Annotated in this window: 14 protein-coding genes and 1 pseudogene; 9 read left to right on the forward strand and 6 right to left on the reverse strand. The window is 71.1% G+C overall.

Annotated elements, in window-relative coordinates; translation table 11 throughout:
• Positions 1 to 25: 25 nt before the first annotated feature.
• Together M3B01_RS07715 and M3B01_RS07720 are read right to left on the reverse strand one after the other, a co-directional pair.
• Positions 26 to 256 carry a sulfurtransferase TusA family protein gene (locus tag M3B01_RS07715; protein WP_259790828.1) on the reverse strand — a complete coding sequence of 77 codons (231 nt, stop codon included), beginning with the start codon at positions 254 to 256 and terminating at the stop codon, positions 26 to 28.
• Positions 257 to 334: 78 nt separating this feature from the next.
• Complete coding sequence (locus M3B01_RS07720) at positions 335 to 1399, reverse strand: YeeE/YedE family protein (protein ID WP_259790831.1); 1065 nt, start codon at positions 1397 to 1399, stop codon at positions 335 to 337.
• A 137-nt stretch (positions 1400 to 1536) separates the two neighbouring features.
• Here M3B01_RS07720 and M3B01_RS07725 point away from each other — a divergent pair, with 137 nt between their 5' ends.
• Positions 1537 to 1884 carry an MGMT family protein gene (locus tag M3B01_RS07725; RefSeq protein ID WP_259790892.1) on the forward strand — a complete coding sequence of 116 codons (348 nt, stop codon included), beginning with the start codon at positions 1537 to 1539 and terminating at the stop codon, positions 1882 to 1884.
• 581 nt (positions 1885 to 2465) lie between these two features.
• Positions 2466 to 2684, forward strand: coding sequence for a hypothetical protein (locus M3B01_RS07730; RefSeq protein ID WP_259790834.1), 219 nt, complete (start codon positions 2466 to 2468; stop codon positions 2682 to 2684).
• Positions 2685 to 2693: 9 nt separating this feature from the next.
• Here the strand turns inward: M3B01_RS07730 and M3B01_RS07735 are convergent, their stop codons facing one another.
• Positions 2694 to 4208, reverse strand: a complete 1515-nt coding sequence (locus M3B01_RS07735) for a DUF3375 domain-containing protein (protein ID WP_259790837.1) — start codon at positions 4206 to 4208, stop codon at positions 2694 to 2696.
• 447 nt (positions 4209 to 4655) lie between these two features.
• On the opposite strand from M3B01_RS07735, the gene M3B01_RS07740 reads away from it, so the two are divergent.
• A complete protein-coding gene (locus M3B01_RS07740) occupies positions 4656 to 7676 on the forward strand; it encodes a glycoside hydrolase family 2 TIM barrel-domain containing protein (RefSeq protein WP_259790840.1) in 3021 nt (1006 codons plus the stop codon).
• A 135-nt stretch (positions 7677 to 7811) separates the two neighbouring features.
• On the forward strand, positions 7812 to 8657 hold the full coding sequence (locus M3B01_RS07745; protein ID WP_259790843.1) for a hypothetical protein: 846 nt from the start codon (positions 7812 to 7814) through the stop codon (positions 8655 to 8657).
• Positions 8658 to 8827: 170 nt separating this feature from the next.
• Here M3B01_RS07745 and M3B01_RS07750 read toward each other — a convergent pair whose 3' ends face one another.
• Together M3B01_RS07750 and tgt are read right to left on the reverse strand one after the other, a co-directional pair.
• Positions 8828 to 10516 (reverse strand): PQQ-like beta-propeller repeat protein, encoded by a 1689-nt coding sequence (locus M3B01_RS07750; protein WP_259790845.1) that lies wholly within the window; start codon positions 10514 to 10516, stop codon positions 8828 to 8830.
• Between the two features lie 7 nt (positions 10517 to 10523).
• Entirely contained in the window at positions 10524 to 11780 is a 1257-nt protein-coding gene (tgt, locus tag M3B01_RS07755) for a tRNA guanosine(34) transglycosylase Tgt (RefSeq protein WP_396123347.1), read from the reverse strand.
• 157 nt (positions 11781 to 11937) lie between these two features.
• On the opposite strand from tgt, the gene M3B01_RS07760 reads away from it, so the two are divergent.
• The 5 genes and pseudogenes from M3B01_RS07760 (at position 11938) to M3B01_RS07780 (ending at position 19410) form a co-directional block, all read left to right on the forward strand.
• Positions 11938 to 14496 carry an acyltransferase family protein gene (locus M3B01_RS07760; protein WP_259790848.1) on the forward strand — a complete coding sequence of 853 codons (2559 nt, stop codon included), beginning with the start codon at positions 11938 to 11940 and terminating at the stop codon, positions 14494 to 14496.
• 112 nt (positions 14497 to 14608) lie between these two features.
• Positions 14609 to 16621 carry a DUF6541 family protein gene (locus M3B01_RS07765; protein ID WP_311203208.1) on the forward strand — a complete coding sequence of 671 codons (2013 nt, stop codon included), beginning with the start codon at positions 14609 to 14611 and terminating at the stop codon, positions 16619 to 16621.
• Between the two features lie 64 nt (positions 16622 to 16685).
• On the forward strand, positions 16686 to 18041 hold the full coding sequence (locus M3B01_RS07770; protein WP_259790854.1) for a M18 family aminopeptidase: 1356 nt from the start codon (positions 16686 to 16688) through the stop codon (positions 18039 to 18041).
• A gap of 201 nt (positions 18042 to 18242) precedes the next feature.
• Positions 18243 to 18752 (forward strand): annotated as a pseudogene (locus tag M3B01_RS14725) (acyltransferase); the annotation flags it as partial.
• Positions 18753 to 19026: 274 nt separating this feature from the next.
• Positions 19027 to 19410 (forward strand): hypothetical protein, encoded by a 384-nt coding sequence (locus tag M3B01_RS07780; protein ID WP_259790859.1) that lies wholly within the window; start codon positions 19027 to 19029, stop codon positions 19408 to 19410.
• Between the two features lie 49 nt (positions 19411 to 19459).
• Here M3B01_RS07780 and M3B01_RS07785 read toward each other — a convergent pair whose 3' ends face one another.
• Positions 19460 to 20740 carry a glutamyl-tRNA reductase gene (locus tag M3B01_RS07785; RefSeq protein WP_259790861.1) on the reverse strand — a complete coding sequence of 427 codons (1281 nt, stop codon included), beginning with the start codon at positions 20738 to 20740 and terminating at the stop codon, positions 19460 to 19462.
• Positions 20741 to 20801 lie beyond the last annotated feature (61 nt).

Raw genomic sequence — 20801 nt, forward strand, 5'->3', positions numbered from 1 at the left:
CAGGTGCCATGCAGGGCGCCCGCTCTCAGCTGCCCTTGCGCACGGTGATGGTCCAGCCGGCATCGCCGGTGCGGTCGAAGGCGACCACGTCGTGGCCGGCGTCGGCCGCCCACTGCGGGATGGACTCGGTGGCCTGGGTGCAGTCGAAGCCGATCACGAGGTCGTCACCGGCATCGAGCTGCGCGATGGCCTGCTTGGCGTCGACGAGGGGGAAGGGGCACACGGCCCCGTTGGTCTCGAGGGTGTAGGTGGCCATGGGGTGTCCTTTCAGGGGTGGGGTTCGATCCAGCGGTCCTTAAGATGCCACCAGTCGGATCCAGAGCTGCAGAGCGGCTCAGGCGACCGGGCTGAGAACAGGGGCGGGTCGAGCGGTGCCGCGGGCTGCGCGCTGGGGCCGTACCAGCAGGAACCAGGCCGCCGCCCAGGTGCCGGCCATGATCGCCACCAGTGACACCCAGCCCTGGTAGCTGAACAGGCTGGTCTCCACCAGGGAGTTGCCGATGGTGCAGCCGCCGGCGAGCGCGGCGCCGATGCCCATCACCACGCCGCCTCCGGCGCTGCGCAGGATGGTGGCCGAGTCCGGCGTGCGCCAGCGGAACTCACCGGAGAGCTTGGCGGCGGCGAAGGAGCCCACCAGGATTCCCAGCACCAGCATCACCGACCAGTCAACGAGCGTCGCATCCCCGGTGGTGAGGAAGGTGACCGCCTTGGCCGACGGGGTGGTGATCCCCAGGCCGCCGTTGCGGCCGGCGGCCGTGGACAGCACCCAGGCGGCGATGGCGATCAGGCCCAGCAGCACGCCGCCCACCCACGGGCTCCACGGGATGTCGGCGAGGTAGTGGCCCAGGCCCGTGCGGCGCGGCGGCAGGGCAGCGACCTTCCTGCCGCTGCTGCGGCGCAGTTCGCGCACGACGAGCGCACCCACGATCCCGCCGAATACGACGGTGGGCACCCACACGCTCACTCCCAGGGTCTCGTGCACGGTCGCATCGCCCACCGTGCGCGAGCGAGCGGCCTCGGTGAAGCCGCCCAGCGGCCCGTACTTCATGACCGCGGCGAACAGGGCGTAGAAGATCAGGGCGATCCACGAGCCCACCAGGCCCTCTGCCGCTCGGTAGTAGGTGCCCGTGGCGCAGCCGCCCGCCAGGACGATGCCCACGCCGAACAGCAGGCCGCCTCCGATCACGGCCAGCGGGGCGAAGGAGGCGGGCTCCGGAGCGATCACGCCGATGCCGGTGAGCGCTGCGACACCGACCGCCTGGATGGCGATGGCCAGCAGGAACGGCGTGAAGTAGCGGGTGGATCGAGCCAGGTAGAGGTCACGGAAGGCGCCGGTGACGCAGAAGCGTGAGCGCTGGAGCACGTAGCCCAGCGCGGCGCCGAGGAGAAGTCCGGTCATGATCATGGGGCCCGGCGCTAACTTACGACTGCCATAAGCAGAACCCATGATGTCGGAGTATGACGAGCTGAAGCCCCTGCTGGATCCGGTGCCGCTCGTGCCAGACTTCGGGCATGCCTGCCGCACCGCGAGCCCGGATGGACGAGATCACCGTGGAGCGCGTGCTGCGAGTGGTGGAGCAGGTGCCGCCCGGCAGAGTGGTCGCCTACGGGGAGGTCGGAGCGATCGCCGGGGTGGGGCCGCGCCTGGTGGGTCGCATCATGCGCGAGTGGGGATCCGGGGTGCCGTGGTGGCGGGTCACCAGCGCCTCGGGGGACCACCCCCTGCTGGGACGGGCCCTGCCCCACTGGCAGCAGGAGGGCATCGAGGTCAAGCCCAACGGCTTGGGCTGTCGGATGAAGGAGTACGGGGTCGATCTGGAGGTGCTGCGCGAGCGGGCCGAGCCCCATCTGGCGGAGCTGAGGGAGGAAGGAGCGACCACATGAGTGGGCGCTGCCGCCGGGCCGGCTCTCGGGTGAGCCCGGTTCGCACATGCAGGAGGTCCCCGGGTGGCCCCGGACGGACAGGACCGGCTCCGGGGACGCGCCGGCAGAGATGCAGGAGCAGCTGCGGCGCCGCCTGTGCACGCGTTGACCCACCCGGAGGGCATCATCACCCCGAGGACATGGGGACCTCTCCCCATTCCCCGATCCCCCGGGCCCCCGCCAGCCTCATGCTCAACGCCAACGAGTGCACGAGGACGACCAGGGCCGCGCTGACCGCCGTCCTGCGAAAGAGGAGGGCGAGCATGACGTTCATGGGGGCCGACACGGACCAGCTGCGCGATCTCGGCAGCCGTATGCGCATGGGGATCATGGAGCTGCAGTCCCGGTCTGGGCAAGCTCCTGCCCGGGCTCGACATCGGGTTCGGCATCCACCAGATCGCCACCGGTGACACCGACGACAAGGTCTCCGGCGGGCTGTCCGTGGCAAGCGGCGGCCTGGTCCTGGCCGCTCCCCTGTTCGGGCCTGCGGCCCCGATCGTGGCCGGCGTCGGCGTCGGGCTCGGCGTGGTCTCCGCCTGAGTGTGACCGGCGGTGCCGAACGCCTGATCCGCAGCATCGCCACGGCCATGCAGGACGCCGGGGTGGCACCGGCCGACGCGATCCTCGCCCAGGCCCTGCCGCCGGGAAGGCTCTCACCCGAGCGCAACTCGCACCTGCAGCAGATCCCCGGAAGGCCGGAGCCCGAGGATCTGCATCCGGACGCCCAGGAGCAGCTGCGCAGAGCCCTCAGGGGTCGATGACCACCCCGGTCACTGCGCCGGAACATCCTCCAGGAAGTAGTAGGCGGGGACCTTCGCGGCGTAGTCGCGACCGTCGAGCTCCCGCCAGCCCACCAGCTCGGTCGAACCCTCGCGCTCCTGCGCGTACTGCGTGGCCAGGAACATCAGGCCAATGATGCTGGCCAGGCCCTGGTCTGCCGGATGGGAGCGCAGCACGTCCCCGATCGATGCCTGCCCGGCCGAGCCGCGCACGTCGTTCACCCGCCCGGTCAGGCCCACGATGTCGATGTCGTTGACCCGCACCAGGTCCTCGAGCACCTCCACGCTCAGCGCGGTGACGTCGTGCACCTCGGCCTCGGCGGGCGCACCGGGATCGGTGGGGTCCTTCAGCCGGTGCTGCGCCACCGAGGACATCTGCACCCGCGACAGGTCCAGCTCCAGCGGGAACGGGGTGCGGGTGGAGACCTCGTCCTTCTGCGCGAGGGCCACGCCCTGCGCCTCCTGCAGCGCCTCCAGCAGCACCCGGTGCTGGCGGAAGTCCTGGGAGCGCACGAATCGGGCCAGCGAGCGGTACAGCTCGGTCTTGACGTCCAGCACCTCCTGAGCCGGCTCGTACAGGTCCGAGAACACGTTGGCCAGGCGCTCGCGCTCCTCGCGGCTAAGGGCCCGGGCGAAGTCGCGCGAGAGCAGGCGGTCCACCAGCTCCTGTGCGGTGCGGGTCTGGACGGGGTCGTTGAGCATCCGGAAGAAGGCGGTGAAGGTGCGGCCCACGCTGGACTGCCCCAGCAGGTCGTCACCGGCCAGCAGCTGTTCGAGCACCTCGCCGCGTGATCCCTCCGGGGAGAGGATCTGCTCGCGCAGGTGCAGGTCCACGGCCCGCAGGTCCTCTCGGTACTGCAGGAAATCGCCGGAGAGGTCGGCGGCGATCTGCAGCACATCGCGCAGGCGGTCCAGGGAGGCCTCGGCGCTGGGCAGCATCAGCTCGCCCTCGGCGAGGTCGCGGATCTCCTGCTCGATGCGCTCTCGCCGACGCTGCAGATCGGCCAGGCGCACGTCCCGGTCGGTCTCGGTCTCCTGCGCGAGGCGGTCGAACTGCTGGACCACCAGCTGCAGGCGGGACTGGGTGGTGGTGGGCCGGTGCTCCTCGAGCGAGGCGATGAACTGGATCGCGTCGATCGTGGCCGGGGAGGGCTCGAAGGTGGTCTCGGTCTGCGCGGGATCGTCGCGGCGGGTCAGGTAGCCCTCGCGCACCCAGCCGTCGACGTACTCCGGTGCGGTGCGGCCGGTGCGGCCGGTGCCGGGCTCCGGCTCGTCGTCGTGCAGCAGCGCGAGGTGGGTGCCCACGCGGGCCACCAGCTCGCTGCGCGGCAGTCGACGGTCACCGGCGGGGAACACGGACTGCAGGATGGCCAGGACAGCGGGCGCCTTGGTGGCGGCCAGCAGGCGCCAGGTGCTCAGGCGCCGCAGCTGCTCGTAGTTCTCCTTGCGGGCCACCACCGCGTCGGCGCGGTGCGAGGTCCACCGGTTCGGCTCAGGCGTGGTCACGAGGGGCGAGTCTACCGGTGCGGCCCTGAACCGGGCTCCGTGCACCGGGCGGCAGTTCCCGCACCGGGGCCAGGTCGGGGACCGGGGGCCAGGTCCCGGATCGGTTCCCTGCCTCCCTCGCCGCGCGGCGGCTCCAGCACCGCGCGACGGTTTCAGCACCGGGCGGCTGGCTTCCAGATCGTGGAAGGTACTCACCCGTAACCGTGTGGGGCGGGTGCGAGAAGGGGCGTCTGTCGCAGATGCACCCGGATCGGGCACGTGGCGCGGGGGCCTCGGGACATCCGGGGGTGCGCGGCCGGACGTGGGGCGGTAGCCTGTTTCGGGAACGTTCACGAACCCTGTTCGGCTGCACCGGTCCGGGCTGTCCACGACGGTCGATCCACCGCGACGTCGCCGGGCCGGGAGTCCCTGATCCCACAGTCCAGGACCACTCGAGGAAGAGCATCGATGACCACCCCGTCACCGTCCGCCGCCGCCACCGGTACCGGCATCACCATCCCCGCCACCGCCCTGACCGACCACTGGTGGGAGGAGCTGCCCGCCGGGAGGAACCGTCTGCGCGGGCGCGCCCACCTGCACAGCGACGCCCCCGAGTTGAGCCTCGACGGCACCTGGGACTTCCGCTACGGAACCCGGGCCGACGGCTCGGACCTGGGCGAGAGCGCCCCCATCGAGGTACCCGGCCTGTGGCAGCTGCAGGGCTACGGCGCACCCCAGTACACCAACGTCATCTACCCCATCCCCCGCGACCACCCCTACGTGCCCGACGAGAACCCCACCGGGCACTACACCCGTTCCGTCGCCGTGCCCGCCGACTGGTCCTCGGCCCTCGAGGAGGGGGCGCGCGTCCTGCTGCGCTTCCAGGGCGTGGACTCCGCGGCAATGGTGTGGATCGATGGCCAGGAGATCGGCGTGACCACCGGCTCGAGGCTCACCCAGGAGTTCGACGTCACCGAGGCCCTCTCCGGCCCGGGCGAGCACCAGCTGGACGTGCGCGTGGTGCAGTGGTCCGTGAACACCTACGTCGAGGACCAGGACATGTGGTGGGCCTCCGGGATCTTCCGCAGTGTGGACCTGCTGCTGCGACCGGCTGGCGGCATCCACGACCTCGCCACCGTGGCCGACTTCGATCCCGCCACGGGCGCGGGCACCCTGCGCGTGACCGCCTACGACGCGGACGGCTCCGAGATCGACGCCGCCGTGGAGGTGCCCGGTCTGGGCCTGTCCACCTCCTCCGGCATCGAGATCGACGCCGGGCAGGTGCGGCCGTGGTCCGCGGAGGATCCGCACCTGTACGAGGCGACGGTCTCCTCCGGTGCCGAGACGGTCACGTTGCGGCTGGGCTTCCGCCGCATCGAGGTGGACGGCGAGATCTTCCGGGTCAACGGCGAGCGCATCGTGTTCCGCGGGGTGAACCGCCACGAGACCGATCCGGTGGTGGGCCGCACCCAGCACCAGGGGAACCAGGACCTGGACGTGGCGCTGATGAAGCAGCACAACCTCAATGGCGTGCGCACCTCCCACTACCCGCCCCACCAGCGCTTCCTGGAGGTGTGCGACGAGGCCGGCCTGTACGTGATCTGCGAGGGCGACTTCGAGACCCACGGCTTCCACGCCGACTCCACCTGGGGCGAGGACCCCACCGGTGCCGCGGAGCGCCCGTCCGACAACACCATGTACGAGGAGCTGCTGGTCGAGCGCAGCGAGCGCTTCGTGCTGCGTGACCGCAACCACGCCTCGATCGTGATGTGGTCGATCGGCAACGAGGCCGCCACCGGCGTGGTGACCGACGCGATGATCGCGGCGGTGCGCGAGGTGGACCCCACCCGCCCGGTGATCTACGAGCAGGACTACCGCTGCGACCAGTCCGACGTGTTCTCGCTGATGTACAGCACGGTCGACGAGACAGAGCAGATCGGTCGGCGCGAGCTCTCCGAGGAGTACCGCGCGAAGCTGGTGAGCATGCTGCGTCACCTGGGTGTGGATGCTCCCGACGATGGCTTCGGCACCGCCGAGGACCCGGCCCCGGCACTGTCCAAGCCGTTCCTGTGGATCGAGTACGCCCATGCGATGGGCAACGGGGCCGGCTCCCTTAAGGAGTACATGGAGCTGACCCACCGGTACCCGGCGCTGCACGGCGGGTTCATCTGGGAGTGGATCGACCACGGCCTGGAGACCACCGACGCCGAGGGCAACCGCATCTACGGCTACGGCGGTGACTTCGGGGAGCGCCTGCACGACAGCAACTTCGTGGCCGACGGCCTGGTGCTGCCGGACCGCACCCCTTCCCCTGCCCTGCTGGACGCCAAGCACCACTACTCCCCGGTGGGGCTGGAGCTCACGCGCGGCTCGGTGCGCATCCACAACCGCTACGCGTTCTCGGACCTCAGCGGTCTGCGCGCAGAGGTGTCGCTGGACGGCCAGGAGACGTGGCAGCAGCTGGAGCTGCCCGAGCTCGCTGCCGGCCACAGCGCTGATGTCGCCCTCCCCACCGGCGAGGGCTGCGTCACCACGGTGCGCCTGCTGACCCGCGAGGCGGTGGGCCCCGTCCCGGCCGATCACATCGTGGTCGCGGCCGACCACGTGGATGTCGGGCACCGCCGCGCCGCGGTGCCCGCCCTCGAGGGGGCCGTCGCCCCTGAGCACGGCGAGGACGGCTCCTGGCAGCTGGGCCCGGCCCGGTTCGACGACCTGGGCCGCTTGGTGGAGCTGGGCTCCATGGACGTCGAGCACGCCTACGCGGACCTGTACCGCGCCCCGGTGGACAACGAGCGCGCCCGCACCCGCTACCCGCTGGAGGCGCGATGGAAGCGCATCGGGCTGGACCATGCCCGTCGCCGCCTGGTCGAGGTGTCGGTCGAGGGCGATCAGCTGGTGGTGCGCACGCGCCTGGGGCTGGACGGCTCCAAGCTCGGGGCCGAGGTGACCGAGCGTTGGCGGGGCACGGCCACGGAGGTCGAGGCCGAGGTGACCATCACCCCGGTGGACTTCTGGCCGGCGGACCTGCCGCTGCCGCGGATCGGCTGGACCCTGTCGCTGCCAGGCGGCCTGGACGAGGTGGAGTACCAGGGCTACGGCCCCCACGAGTCCTACCCGGACACCGGGGGTGGGACCACCTTCGGCACCTGGCGCTCCACGCTGGCCGACCTCCAGGTCCCATATGTGTTCCCGCAGGAGAACGGCAATCGCGCCGATGTGGTGCGTGCCGTGCTGAGTGGTGGCGGCGCAGGACTGGAGCTGCAGGCACCGGACGGCCTGGGCCTGGCGGTGCGGCCCTGGTCCACCGCGGAGCTGGACCTGCGCCTGCACGACGGCGCGCTGCGGCCGGACGGTCGCACCTGGGTCACGCTGACGGCGGCGATGCACGGCGTGGGATCCGCGGCCTGCGGCCCGATCCCGCTGGACACGTACGTGCTCACGGCGCGGGAGGAGACCTTCACCTTCCGCCTGCGGCCGGTGAACGGCTGACGCACAGCAGGCCGCCGGCCAGCGACCTCGGGGAAACCCTTCGGTCACGATGGGTCGGCGCGTGACCGCTGGCGCCCCGCGACATATAGCCTGTCGCGGGGCGTCACCGCGCCACCGCCACGATCGAGGAGAGTCATGACTCAGGGGTACGGACAGCAGAACAATCCGATGGACCCGTACGGCCAGCAGCCCGGCGGCCAGGGGGACCAGCAGCAGGGGTGGGGGCAGCAGCCTGCTGGCGAGCAGCAGAGCTGGGGGCAGCAGCCTGCTGGCGAGCAGCAGGGCTGGGGCCAGCCCGGCGGCAGCAGCGCGGCCCCGGCTGACCAGCAGCAGTGGGGGCAGGCGCCGGGTGCTTCGCCCGCGCCGGCGTACGGCTCCCCTGCGCCGGCCCCGGGCGGGTACGGCTCCCCGGCATCGGCTCCGGCGGGCTACCCCGGCGCCGCGGGAGCAGCTCCCAGTGCACCGGCCACCGCCCCCTCGACGCTGGACAAGCTGACCAAGTGGCTGCTGATCCTCGCGATCGCTGTGGTGGCGGTCCGGCTCGCCCAGTACATCGTGGGCGCCGTCGCCGGATTCGCCATCGGCGCCTCGTCGGCGGGTGGAGGTGACGCCATGGGGGTGACGGCCCTTGGCGGAGGGATCGTCGCACTGCTCATGCTGCTGCTGAACGGAGTGGTGTCGCTGGCGCTGCTCGTGGTCGCGATCATCGTCGCCGTCCAGGCGCGTGGTCGTGGCCGCATCGGTGCGCTCATCGTCGTCGGCGCGATCGTGCTCGCGGTGGTCCTGTACTGGATCGTCCAGGTGATCTACATGATCGCGGTGGGCGCTTCCACCGATCCGGAGAGCGTCGGCGTGTGGGCTCTGGTGGTCCTGGTGCTGGAGATCGGCCGCGGGCTGCTGATCGCGGTGGCCCTGATCGTGGGCGCGATGATGGCCCGCAGCTGGGTCAAGCAGAGCTCCGCAGGCGCGCTGAGCGCCTGACGGGGTCCCGACCCCGTCGACCTCGCAGGCGAACCGGCCGTCCCCTGGGGGCGGCCGGTTCTGCATGCGGCCTCGCCCGGCGTCGGCGGCCCAGCGGCCCAGCGGCCCAGCGGCCCAGCGGCCCAGCGGCCCAGCGGCCCAGCGGCTCAGCGGCTCAGCGGCTGAGTGGCTCAGCGGCTCAGCAGCAGCGTGCGGTCGCCCTCGGTGACCAGTGCGGCACCGACGCCCACGGCCGCCACGGGCTCGAGGGCCCCCGCCACCACCGCCTCGATCCTCACCTCACCGGTGGCCGCATCGAAGATGCGCAGCCGACGCGCGTCGCGGGCATCCAGCGGTGCCGTGCGCACCGCCGGGTCGAGCACCACCGCGGATCCGGCACCGAGCACGCCGCGCACCCCCGGGACGCCCTGCGCGGCGGCCGCTTCGTCGTGGACGGCCGAGGTCCAGGTGTTCTCCCCGTCGGCGGTGTCGTAGGCGACCAGCTGGCCCGCATCATTGGTGACCACCATGCGGGCCCCGTCGATGCCGATCCGGGAGGTGAGGGCCGAGGCCTGCTGGAGCACGGAGCCGCCGGGAGCGGTCCAGGCGGACTGCGCCTCCCCAGCGACGATCTCGCCGCTCACCTCGCTCCCCTGCTCGGTGCCAGCGGCGAGGACCCTGCCCTGGTCCAGGGTCACCGTCCACTCGCCGGCAGGGGACGGTTCGGACGTCCACAGCACTGATCCGTCGCGGTGGGCGGTGGCGGTCATCGCGCCGTCGTCCTGCCTGCACACCGTGAGCACCACGGGTCCTGGTTCCTGCAGGGACGGCGGCCCAGGGGGCGCAGCGGTGGAGGCGATCCGGCAGTCCTGTTCGGGCCGGGCCAGGACCTGGCCCTGGGGGAAGCCGGTGGCGGGGTCCAGCTGCACCCATCCCTGTGCGGGGTCGTGGACCAGGGCGATCGCCGGCAGGATCCCGGTGCTGCGCAGGGCATCGAGCAGGCCGGCAGGCTGCGCGCCCGTGGCCGGCAGGGGGATCCCGGCAGGATCTGCTCCGCGCACAGCACCGGGATCGCTCTGGGTGCCGTCGGAGATCGTCCACAGGGCGGGGACCGCGGTGCTGTCATCCGACGCGAGGCTCAGGTCGTGGCCGCTGATGCGGCAGGTGCCCTCGGTGCAGGTGCGCAGCACCAGCAGGTCTCCGGCCAGGGCCATCGGCACCCCGCCCAGTGCGGTCAGAGGCACAGGGACCGTGTCGGGGGTCAGGTCGAGCACGGTGGTGGTGGGACCCTCGGCCTCACCGGTGGTGCCGGTGACCCGCAGCAGGCGGGTGCCCTCGGCGCTCAGGGCCAGGATCTCCCCCGCCTGCGCGGGGATCTCGTCGACCCGGCTGCCGCGCAGGAGTTCCCCAGAGCCGTCGGCGCGCTGCACCAGCACCGGGCTGTCCTGGATCGGGAGAGAGGTGACGCGGTCGTCGTCGGCCAGCGCGGGGATCGAGGCGAGGGCGATGGAGGCCAGTGGCGCGGCGCGGGCGGAGAGCACTGCGGGGACGGTGAGGACCAGTGCCAGCAGGGCCGCTGCGATCCCGGCCAGCACCCAGCGGCGCCAGTGCAGCACCATCAGCAGGGCCGCACCGACCCCCGCACCACCCAGCACCCCGGCCAGGATGCGCAGCCATCCCCACAGGAAGTGCTGCCCCAGCAGGGCGCTCAGGGCTGCCAGCGCCAGCAGCGTGACGGCAGCACCGAGGGCGGTGGTGGCATCCAGCGGCGGGTCCTCGCGCGGAGGCTCCGCGCCGGTCGTGTCCTCGTGCTCCGGCGACTCGGGCAGCTCGAACTGCGGCAGCTCGAACCTCGGGGGTTCGTCATCGGGGGCGGGCACGGGGACCTCAGCGCGGGGAGCCGTAGTAGTCGGCGGTGCGCTGCTCGCGCAGGGCCTCGAAGTCCCCGTCGGTGATGGAGGCGCGGATCTCATCCACCAGGCGCACCACGAACCGCTCGTTGTGGATGGTGCACAGGGTGGAGGACAGCATCTCCTTTGCCCGGAACAGGTGGTGGACATACGCGGCGGTGTAGTGGGTGCAGGTGTAGCAGTCGCAGGTCTCGTCGATGGGTGCGAACTGGCGGCGGTAGCGGGCGCCGGTGAGGTTCACCCGGCCCTTCCGGGTGTATACGGCGCTGTTGCGGGCCACGCGTGAGGGGGAGACGCAGTCGAAGGTGTCGGCCCCGGCCGCGACTGCGGTGAACAGGTCGTCCACCTCGCTGATGCCCAACAGGTGGCGGGGCCGGTCCTCGGGCAGCTCATCGGTGACCCACCCGACGATGGTGCCCAGGTTCTCCTTCTCCAGCGCCCCGCCGATGCCGAAGCCGTCGAACACCTGGCCGTCCACGTCCATGCCGCCCAGGTCGCGGGCGGCCTGCCGGCGCAGGTCCTCGTACTGGGCGCCCTGGATCACACCCCACAGCTGCTGGTAGGGCCGATGGGTGCGCTCGGCGGTGAGACGGGTGTGCTCGGCCAGGCAGCGGATCGCCCACAGCCGGGTGCGCTCCAGCGCTTGCTCCTGGTAGCCGCGGGAGTTCATCAGCGTGGTCAGCTCGTCGAAGGCGAACATGATGTCGGCCCCCAGTCCGTGCTGGATCTGCATGGAGATCTCAGGGGTGAAGCGGTGGACGTCGCCGTTGATGAAGGAGCGGAAGGTGACGCCGTCGTCGTCGACGTGGGCCAGTCGCTCCTTTCCCTCCGCGACGGCGTCGTCCTCCCCGGTGGAGGTGCGGGCGCTGGAGCCGCCGGCGAACTCGCTGGAGAGCACCTTCTTGAACCCGGCGCCCAGGCTCATCACCTGGAAGCCGCCGGAGTCGGTATAGGTGGGGCCGGGCCAGTTCATGAAGGCGCCCAGTCCCCCGGCCTCGTCCACCAGGTCGTGACCGGGCTGAAGGTACAGGTGGTAGGCGTTGGCCAGCAGGGCCTGCGCTCCCAGCTCCCCCATGGTCTCCGGCAGCACCGCCTTGACGGTGGCCTTGGTGCCCACCGGGATGAAGGCGGGCGTGGCGATCGGACCGTGGGGCGTGGAGATCACGCCGGCGCGGGCCTTCTCGCCATGGCGGGCGGTGACCTCGAAGCCGACGTCGGCAGGCAGTTCGTTCACCGTCCCATGCTCCCATGAGCCACCCGCGGTGCCCTGTGATCACGGTTCCATCCATGGTCACCGGTGGGGTGGTCTCGCATAGGATCCTCCGCAGTGCGCCCGGCGCACCGCACGGCAGCGCCTGCTGTCCGGCCCCCCCGGAGAGCCGTGACGGAGCATGGGAGCGGGAGAGCGGAAGGAGATCACGATCAGCTCGCCTGGTGATCAGCCGACCCCGCACGCCCGCCGCGCCGAGCCCACCGGCGAGGACCCGTGGGTCCAGCCCGCCGTGGGGACCGACAGCAGCCCGGAGCGATCCGCGCCGTCCGCCGGTGCGACCGCTGCACGCTCGGTGGCGCCTTCCCGGCTGGAGGACTGGACCCAGGGGCCGGCGCCGGCCTCCTCGCTCGACGACTGGCTGCAGGGCCCGCTCGAGGACCACATGGAGCAGTCCGCGGAGGACGCCTGGTCCACCGCGGAGTCCGTGACCGGCCACCCGGACCGCCAGCACCGCGGGGCCGCGATCGAGCAGGGCACCGCCGCACCGCTGGGCACCGCGCTCGCTCACGGTGCTGCGCAGGGGGCCGCGCAGGGGGCCGAGGCGACGTCGGCGGCACCTGCGGGCCACCGGGGAGGCACCGGCGCGCGAAAGACCCACCCGGAGCGCCCCGTGTTCCGTCGGGAGCTGCACGGGCTGCGCGCCCTGGCGCTGATGCTGGTGGCGGTGTACCACATCTGGCTCGGCCGGGTCTCCGGCGGTGTGGACGTGTTCCTGTTCCTCTCGGCCTTCTTCCTCACCGGCACCTTCGTGCGCCGTCTGGACGCCGGGCGCCCGCTCGCCGTGCCGCGCTACTGGCTGCACACCTTCAAACGCCTGCTGCCCCCGGCCGCGGTCACCATCCTCGCCACACTGGCGGCCACCTGGTGGCTGCTGCCGCCTTCGATCTGGCCGACGGTCATGCAGCAGTCCGCCGCGTCCATCGGCTATGTGCAGAACGTCCTGCTGGTGTTCCAGGAGGTCGACTACCAGGCACGCGACGCCGGGGCTTCCTCACCCCTGCAGCACTTCTGGTCGCTGAGCGTGCAGGGGCAGGCGTTCCTGCTGTGGCCGCTGCTGTTCCTGCTGGCCGTGCCGCTCGCCCGCCGCGGGAAAGCGGTGCGCCGCCCACTGCTGGGCCTGATGGCGCTGATCGTCGCGGCCTCGCTGACCTGGTCGATCATCGAGACCGCGAGCAACCAGCCCGTGGCCTACTTCGACACCGGAGCCCGCCTCTGGGAATTCGCCGCAGGCTCGATGCTCGCCCTCGCTCTGCCGTGGATCGACCGTCACACCGGCGCCCGTCGCCCCGAGGACGAGACCGCGCCGCGATTCGGCACGCAGCGGGCCATGCTCGGCTGGGCCGGTCTCATCGCTCTGCTCGCCTGCGGGGTGCTGGTCGACGTGTCCGACCAGTTCCCCGGCTGGATTGCGATCTGGCCGCTCACCGGCGCCGCAGCCGTCGTCATCGCCGGACATACCGGCACCCGCTGGGGCGTGGACCGGCTGCTGTCCACCCGGCCCGCTGCATTCATCGGCGACATCTCCTACGCGCTGTACCTGGTGCACTGGCCGCTGCTGGTGCTGTGGCTGCACGCCAGCCAGCAGGAGCGCGCCGGACTGCTGGACGGTCTGGTGGTGCTGGCCGGGTCGATTTTGCTGGCCTGGGTGCTCACCCGCGCCGTGGACGCCCCCGTGCGACGCTCCCGTCGCCTGGAGGCACGGCCCTGGCGGGCGCTGGCCGTGGTGGCGACCTCGGTGGCCCTGGTGGTGGGAGCAGCCGGCGGCTGGTGGCTGACCCTGACCGGCAGCGAACCGGAGCGACCCACCGTCTCGGCCAATCCGGAGGTGGCCACCGATGAGGTCGCGACCGTCTCCTCCCATTCGATCCGTCCCTACGGGTGGCAGCTGGGCTCCCAATGGCCGGACCTGCCCGAGCGCTGCGACGGCCCCTGGGCCCCCGAGAAGCAGTTCCGCCACGTGCACTGCCAGCAGCTGCTGCCAGCCGACTCGACCGCGCAGGAGACCATCGTGGTAGTGGGAAGCTCCCACGCCCGCCAGTTCATCCCGGCCCTCGTCCCGTGGGCCGAGCAGAGCGGCGCGCAGATCGTCAACCTCACCATGGACGGCTGCGAGTTCCTTCTCGGCACCGAGCGGACGCCCTACTGCACCGGTTACGACGAGTACGCGCTGAGCTACATCGACGCGGTGAGACCCTCGATGGTGCTGACCACCGTGACCCGCACCCAGGCGGACTCCGCCGAGGAGGTGATGCCCGCAGGGACGGACACAGGTGTTCAGATGCTGCTGGACCGCGGGATCGACGTGATCGCGGTGCGCGACACCCCGCGCTGGGGGAGCGACCGCTACGAGTGCGCCGAGCGCGTGATCACCGGCGGCAGCTCCCCCGCCGATGCCGACCTGGCCTGCGGCGCAGAAGTCGAGCAGAGGCTCGCAATCACCAATCCGGCCGCATCGCTCGCTGGACTCTCTGCGCGGGGTCCATCCGATGCCCCGCCGGCCGATGCCGGTGAGGTCACCCTGGTGGACCTGACCGCACAAGTGTGCCCCGATGGCCGGTGCGCGCCGGTGCTGGGCGACACCTACGTTTACCTCGACGACAACCACCTCACCCGCCTGTTCGTGGAGAGCGCCCTGGAGCCGGTGCTGCGGAACGAGCTGGACAGCACTGAGGACTGATGCGCCTGCTGACCGCCGGAGCGGGCTGCATCAGCGCGACCCGGCTGACCTAGGATGTAGGCGTTCATGCGGCGGGTCGGCGCCGACCCGAGCAGGAAGCAGGTGAGCACCGGTGGGCTTTTTGGAGATCGCGTGCACCGCTCTTGTATCCCTAGCCGTTCTGACTGTGCCCGGCCTGCCGAGCATCCTGGCCCTGCGCTTGCGGCCCTTGACCGGCGCAGCCTTCCTCCCACCCGCCTCACTCCTGCTGGTCACGTTGTCAGCCGAGCTCGGAAGCGCAACCGGGATCCCCTGGAACGTCGGGACTCCCCTGGCGCTCGGAACCCTGCTCGGAGCCGCGCTATGGCTGGGAGGCCGTCAGCTCGCCCCCCGCATAGCTCACGGCGAGTCCGCTACCGAAGAGCTGGGCTCCGAACCCGGGTCACAGCGGCACTTCCTCGCAGCCGCTCGTTGCGGCACGGTTTCGGTAGTCGCCGGGATCCTGCTCGGAGGTGGCGTGATCCTGCTGCAGGCTCTTCGCATGCTCGGTTCCATCCGGGCTGTCAGCCAGACCTACGACAACGTCTTCCACCTCAACGCGACCCGCCACATCCTGCGTTCCGGCGATGGTTCCGCCTGGGTGGTGGGGGGAATGACGCAGCTGGAGGGGCAGGCTGGCTACTACCCGGCTCTGTGGCACCAGACCGCGAGCCTGGTGACCCAGCTCTCCACGGGTGACATCGTGCTGTCCTCGAACATCCTAATGCTCACGTTTGGGGTGCTGGTGTGGCCCGTGAGCATCGTTGCTCTGGTGCGAACCACTACCCCCACGGGGCCCGTGGGCTGGTTCCTGGCCGGCGCACTGTCGGGAATCTCAGTGGCTATGCCGCTGACGTTGATGGGGTGGGGACTCGTTCTTCCCTACTTCATGGCCATGACGATGATGCCGACGGTGGTACTGGCGGTGGCGCACATCGCGCAGATTGCCCCGGAAGGACAGCACCACCTCAACACGTTCCAGCTGTCGGTGCTCACTCCCGTCGTCCTTGCTTCAGTCACGCTCTCCCATCCACAAAGCGTGTTCGTGGGTATCGTGCTTTGTCTACCGATAATGGTCTGGGCCACAGGGGTCCACCTGGTGTCGGCGGTCCGAAGAGTCCCCGGTGCTCTCTATCGACTCTGGCCGACTGCGGTGCTCACCCTGATCGCGATCGTGGGGACGGCTGCGACATGGACGCGCTTCAGCCCACCACAGTCCTCGGCAGTATGGGGTCCGAACGCCTCCCGCGTGCAAGCCCTTGGACAGGTGCTGTCCCTGTCGCCCAATGAGACCCCTACCTGGGAGCCGTTTGCCGGCCTTATGTCCATCTGCGCACTGGTCGTCTTGATCCGGACGAGATCCCGGTGGCTCGTGGTGTCATGGATCGCCGGGTGCGCCCTTTCTTTCGTGGCTCGATCAGAACCCGCAGGAGATCTGCGCTACCTGCTTACGGGCAACTGGTACAGCGACAGCAATCGCATCACGGCGATTCCCATTGTGGTCGCGGTGCCGTTGCTCGCCATAGGGCTGGACGCCATTATTCGGCGGGCGGCGCGCTCGTTACCGATCCGAATGGGCAATCATGTCCCCGCTATGGCGATCGCGACAGCTATTGCCTTGATCGTCATGAGCATCGCATCACCGGCGAACCGTGCGAGCCTGGGTTTCCTCCAAGGCCGATGGCAGATGGAGGACCTGCTCAGCGCCGACGAGCGCGAGCTCCTCGAACGCCTGCCCGAGGTGGTGCCGGAGGACGCCGTGATCGCCACCAACGCCTGGAACGGCAGCTCCCTGGCCTATGCGATCTCGGACCGGCCGGTGCTGAACACCTACATGGGCTTCGCCGCAGAGCCGGAGGTCCACCTGCTCAACGCCCGCCTCGACGAGGCGAACACCGTCCCGGAAGTGTGCGATGCCGCCGAGGAGCTCGACGTCGAGTTCGCTCTGGACTTCGGGCCGCAGGAGATCCACGGACGCAATGCCACGTACACCGGGCTGAACGAGATCTCCGAGACCGGGGCCGCCGAAGTGGTGATGCAGGTGGGTGAGGCGAAACTGCTGCGGATGCTTCCCTGCCGCGGCGTGGACGGGCAGTTGAACGACTGAGCACCCCCACGGGGGCTCGCACCCCGGAACCCACGGCGTGGTCCGCCGATGGTTCAATACCAGGATGACCCCCACTGCTCGTCGTTCCCCCGTGCCCGGCCGCCGCTCCACCTCCCGGCCCTCACCGGAAGCTCGCGAGACTGCCCTGGACCTGGGTGCCTTCGTCACCGCGTCGCTCTCGTCCTTCCATGCCGCCCAGGAGACCGCCCGACGCCTGGAGACAGCCGGGTTCACGGCACTGCTGGAGGCCGACGACTGGGGTGCGGAGGATGTCACCGGAGACCGCTATGTGGTGCGCGACGGCGCAATCATCGCCTGGTCCGCCCCGGAGGGTGCCGGCGCCAAGAGCAGCTGGCGGATCATCGGCTCCCACACGGACTCCCCGGCCCTGAAGCTCAAGCCGAACCCGCAGCTCGGCGGGGAGGGCCTCTCGCAGGTGGGAGTGGAGATCTACGGCGGTCCGCTGCTGAACTCCTGGCTGGACCGTGAGCTGCGGCTGGCCGGACAGCTGGCGCTGCGCGACGGCACCACCGTGCTCGTGGACACCCCGCCCCTGCTGAGAGTCCCCCAGCTGGCCGTCCACCTGGATCGCGGGGTTAACGCCGAGGGACTGAAGCTGGACCCCCAGCGGAACATGCAGCCGATCCTGGGGATCGGTCCGGTGGACGTGCTGGAGATCCTCGCCGAGCGGGCTGGCGACGCCACGGGGCGCAGCGTGAGCCCCGGGGAGATCGTCGGCTTCGACGTGGTCACGGTCGACGCTCATGAGCCGGCACTGTTCGGTGCGAACGAGGAGTTCCTGGCCTCCGCACGCCTGGACAACCTCTCCTCCGTGCACGCCGAGGTCCAGGCCCTGATCACCATCGCCTCCGCGCCGCGCAGCGCGGATGCCCCGATCGCCCTGATGGTGGCCAACGACCACGAGGAGGTGGGCTCTGCCACCCGGTCCGGTGCGGGCGGCCCCTTCCTGGAGGATGTGCTGGTGCGCATGCACGAGGCCCTCGGCGGAACCGACTCCACGCGCCGACGCGCCTTCGCGGGCTCGATGGTGCTCTCGGCCGATGCCGGGCACGCCGCCCACCCCAACTACCCCGAGCGACACGATCCCGTGACCCGGCCGCGCCTGGGCGAGGGGCCGGTGCTGAAGATCAACGCCCAGCAGCGCTACGCCACCGACGCGGTGGGGATCGCGGCGTTCGTCCAGGCCTGCGAGGAGGCCGGCGTGCCCCACCAGCATTTCGTGTCCAACAACGCGATGCCATGCGGCTCCACCATCGGCCCCATCACCGCGACCCGCCTGGGGATCACCACCGTCGACGCCGGCATCACGCTGCTGTCGATGCACTCGGCCCGGGAAATGTGCGCGACCGAGGACCCGCTGCTGCTGCAGCGCGCCTGCGCGGCGTTCCTGCGGGGCTGAGCGCTGTATCGGCACACCTGACCACAGAGACCCCGCCTCCCCCATGGCGCTGCCCTCGGCCCCGCGGAACCTCCCGCGGTGGCCGCAGGCCCGTCGGTATCCCCCTCGCGCGATCTCCTGGCCCCGGCGCGGACGCCGGGCTTCCGCCCCGAGCTGCACGAACTGCGCGGTGTGGCGATCGGCCTGGTGGTCGTCTACCACGTGTGGCTGGACCGGGTCTCCGGCGGGGTGGACGTGTTCCTGTTCCTGTCCGCATTCCTGCTTACCGGGACGTTCCTGCGGGTAGCGGATCGGGACGGGCGGCCCCGGCCGATTGCCTGCTGGGCGCGCATGTTCAAGCGCCTGCTGCCGCCGGCGTCAGTCGTGGTGCTGGCCTCGCTGGTGGGCGTGTTCACCCTGCTGGGCGCGGACAGGTGGCTGCCGTCGCTGACCGATGCGGCCGCATCGCTGCTGCAGTTGCAGAACTGGGTGCAGATCCAGCGGGGCACCGACTACTACGCGGCGGACGCCTCCACCGCCTCGGTGTTCCACCACTTCTGGTCCCTGTCGATCCAGGCGCAGGTGTTCCTGGTGTGGCCGGTGCTGATCTCCGTCGTCATCCTGATGGCGCGTGCGGTAGGAGTGCCGGTGCGCGGCGCCCTCACGGTCGTGTTCACGGTGGTCACGGCGACGTCCCTGGCATGGTCGGTGCATTCGACCGGGACCCAGCAGACCGTGGCCTACTTCGACACACTCGCTCGGGTCTGGGAGTTCTCCGCCGGGAGCCTGATGTCGCTGGCGCTGATGCCGCGGGCGGCAGCACTCGGCAGGAACGGCACCGGCCCGGGCGGCTCGACGGCCGTCCCCGCGCCCGGCGTGGGAGCCGCCTGCGGGGGCGGCGCGCCAGCCCACGGTCGGCGCCGGGCGGATCGGCCCCGTGGCTGTGCCAGCACGGTTATCGCGCGGCCTCCTCACCCGCCGGGTGGTGGCCGGTTGGGCGGGACTGGTGGCCTTAGTCTCCTGCGGGATGCTGGTGGACGTGCAAGGCGCGTTCCCCGGCTGGATCGCTCTGTGGCCGCTCTTTGCAGCAGCGCTGGTGCTGCTGGCCGGCTCCACCGGACACCAGCTCAGCGTGGACCGTCTGCTGTCCGCACGGCCTGCGCCTCGATGCCTCCCTGCTGCCCGACGGTCCGTCCGCTGCGGATCCCCCGCCGGTGCCGTGATCGTGCCGCTGGGCCTGAACTCGCTGGTGTGCCCGCAGCAGGAGTGCCGGCCCGTGGTGGGGAAGGTGATGGTGTTCATCGATGCCGGCCACACCTCCGGCACCTACGCGGCGTCGATGCAGGAGGCGGTGGACAAGCAGCTCACTGACAGCGGTTTCAGGTGGTGACCACCCCGGGGCGGGGCGTGCAGTCAGGTGACCCGCGTGGACTCTCGATTCAGCCGCGCAGCTCGACCGGCGCCTTGTCGCCGGGGACGGCCAGGGTCGACCGCTCTTCCGGCTCCCCCAGGTCGATCCCGAACAGGGTGTGTATCGCCTCCACGTACTGATCGGCGGCGCCCGCGCGGGCCAGCTCACGGGCACGAGCGGTGGGGAGGTGGAGCACGCGTGAGGCGATGCGCTGCAGGCGTCGCTCCATATCGGCCGCCACGTCCTCCGAGTAGCGCTCTCGGATCTCCTGGATCTCCTGATCCAGTGCCTCGGCCACGCGGCCGCGCAGGGCGGTGACGGCGGGGTCGAGCTTGCGGGTCTCCTGCCGGGACACGAAGCGGTCCACCCCCTCGGTGAGGATCTCGCGCGCGGCGGCCAGCTGGCCGGCGTCCTCGATGTCGTCGGCCAAGTCCGCCAGGCCGATCACCCGCACCCCCTCGAGCTCGCGCACGGCAGCGTCGAGGTCGGAGTGCAGGGCCAGGTCCAGGATCACGCGGGGGCGGGCATCGCTCAGGTGCTCGGCGTGCAGCAGCACCTGACCGTGACCGGAGGCGGCGACCACGAGATCAGCGCCTGCGGCGGCAGCGGCGAGCCCGTCGTCCTGGACCGCGCGCACGCCGTGACTGGCCGCGAAGTCCGTAGCACGACCGGTGCTGGAGAACACGGAGACGTCCTGCACGCCGCGGCGGGCGAGCTCGGCAACCACCAGGCGGGCGTAGGAGCCGGTCCCGATCACCAGCACCGATGCCTCCGCCAGGGGGACCTCGAGCACCTCGATCGCGCGGTCCAGGGCCACGGCCGCCCCGGTGCGGCCGGCCGCGCCCAGACGGGTCGAGGAGGAGACCCGCTTGGCCTGGCGCAGCCCTTCCTGGAACAGGTCGTTGAGCATGGGAGTGGTGGTGCCCTGTTCGAGGGCCTCGGTGAAGGCGGCGCGCACCTGCCCGGCCACCTCGGACTCCCCCATCACCACGGAGCGCAGCCCAGCGGTGACCTCGTACAGGTGCTGGGCCACCTCGGTGCCCATCGCGGCCTCGAACAGCTGGCGAACCTCCTGCTCCGCAAGACCGCTGGTGCGGCTCACGGCGGCCATCGCGTGGTCCACGGCGTCGTGGAAGCGCTCGGCATCGAGGTACAGCTCCAGCCGATTGCAGGTCGACAGCACCACCATGCCGTCCAGAGGTGCACCGGGAGCACTGAGCTCCCGGGGCAGCTGCTCCGAGTTGCGGGTGAGCGCGTCGAGCACCCCGAGGTCGAGGTGCTCATGGGAAGCGCGCACGGCCACAAGCATGCCGACGATCCTACGACTGATGTCACCTCGGCACCGCTCCCACAGCCACCTCTGTGACGAG

Origin of the sequence: Brachybacterium sp. p3-SID957, assembly GCF_025144775.1 — a bacterium.
Lineage (GTDB): Bacteria > Actinomycetota > Actinomycetes > Actinomycetales > Dermabacteraceae > Brachybacterium > Brachybacterium epidermidis.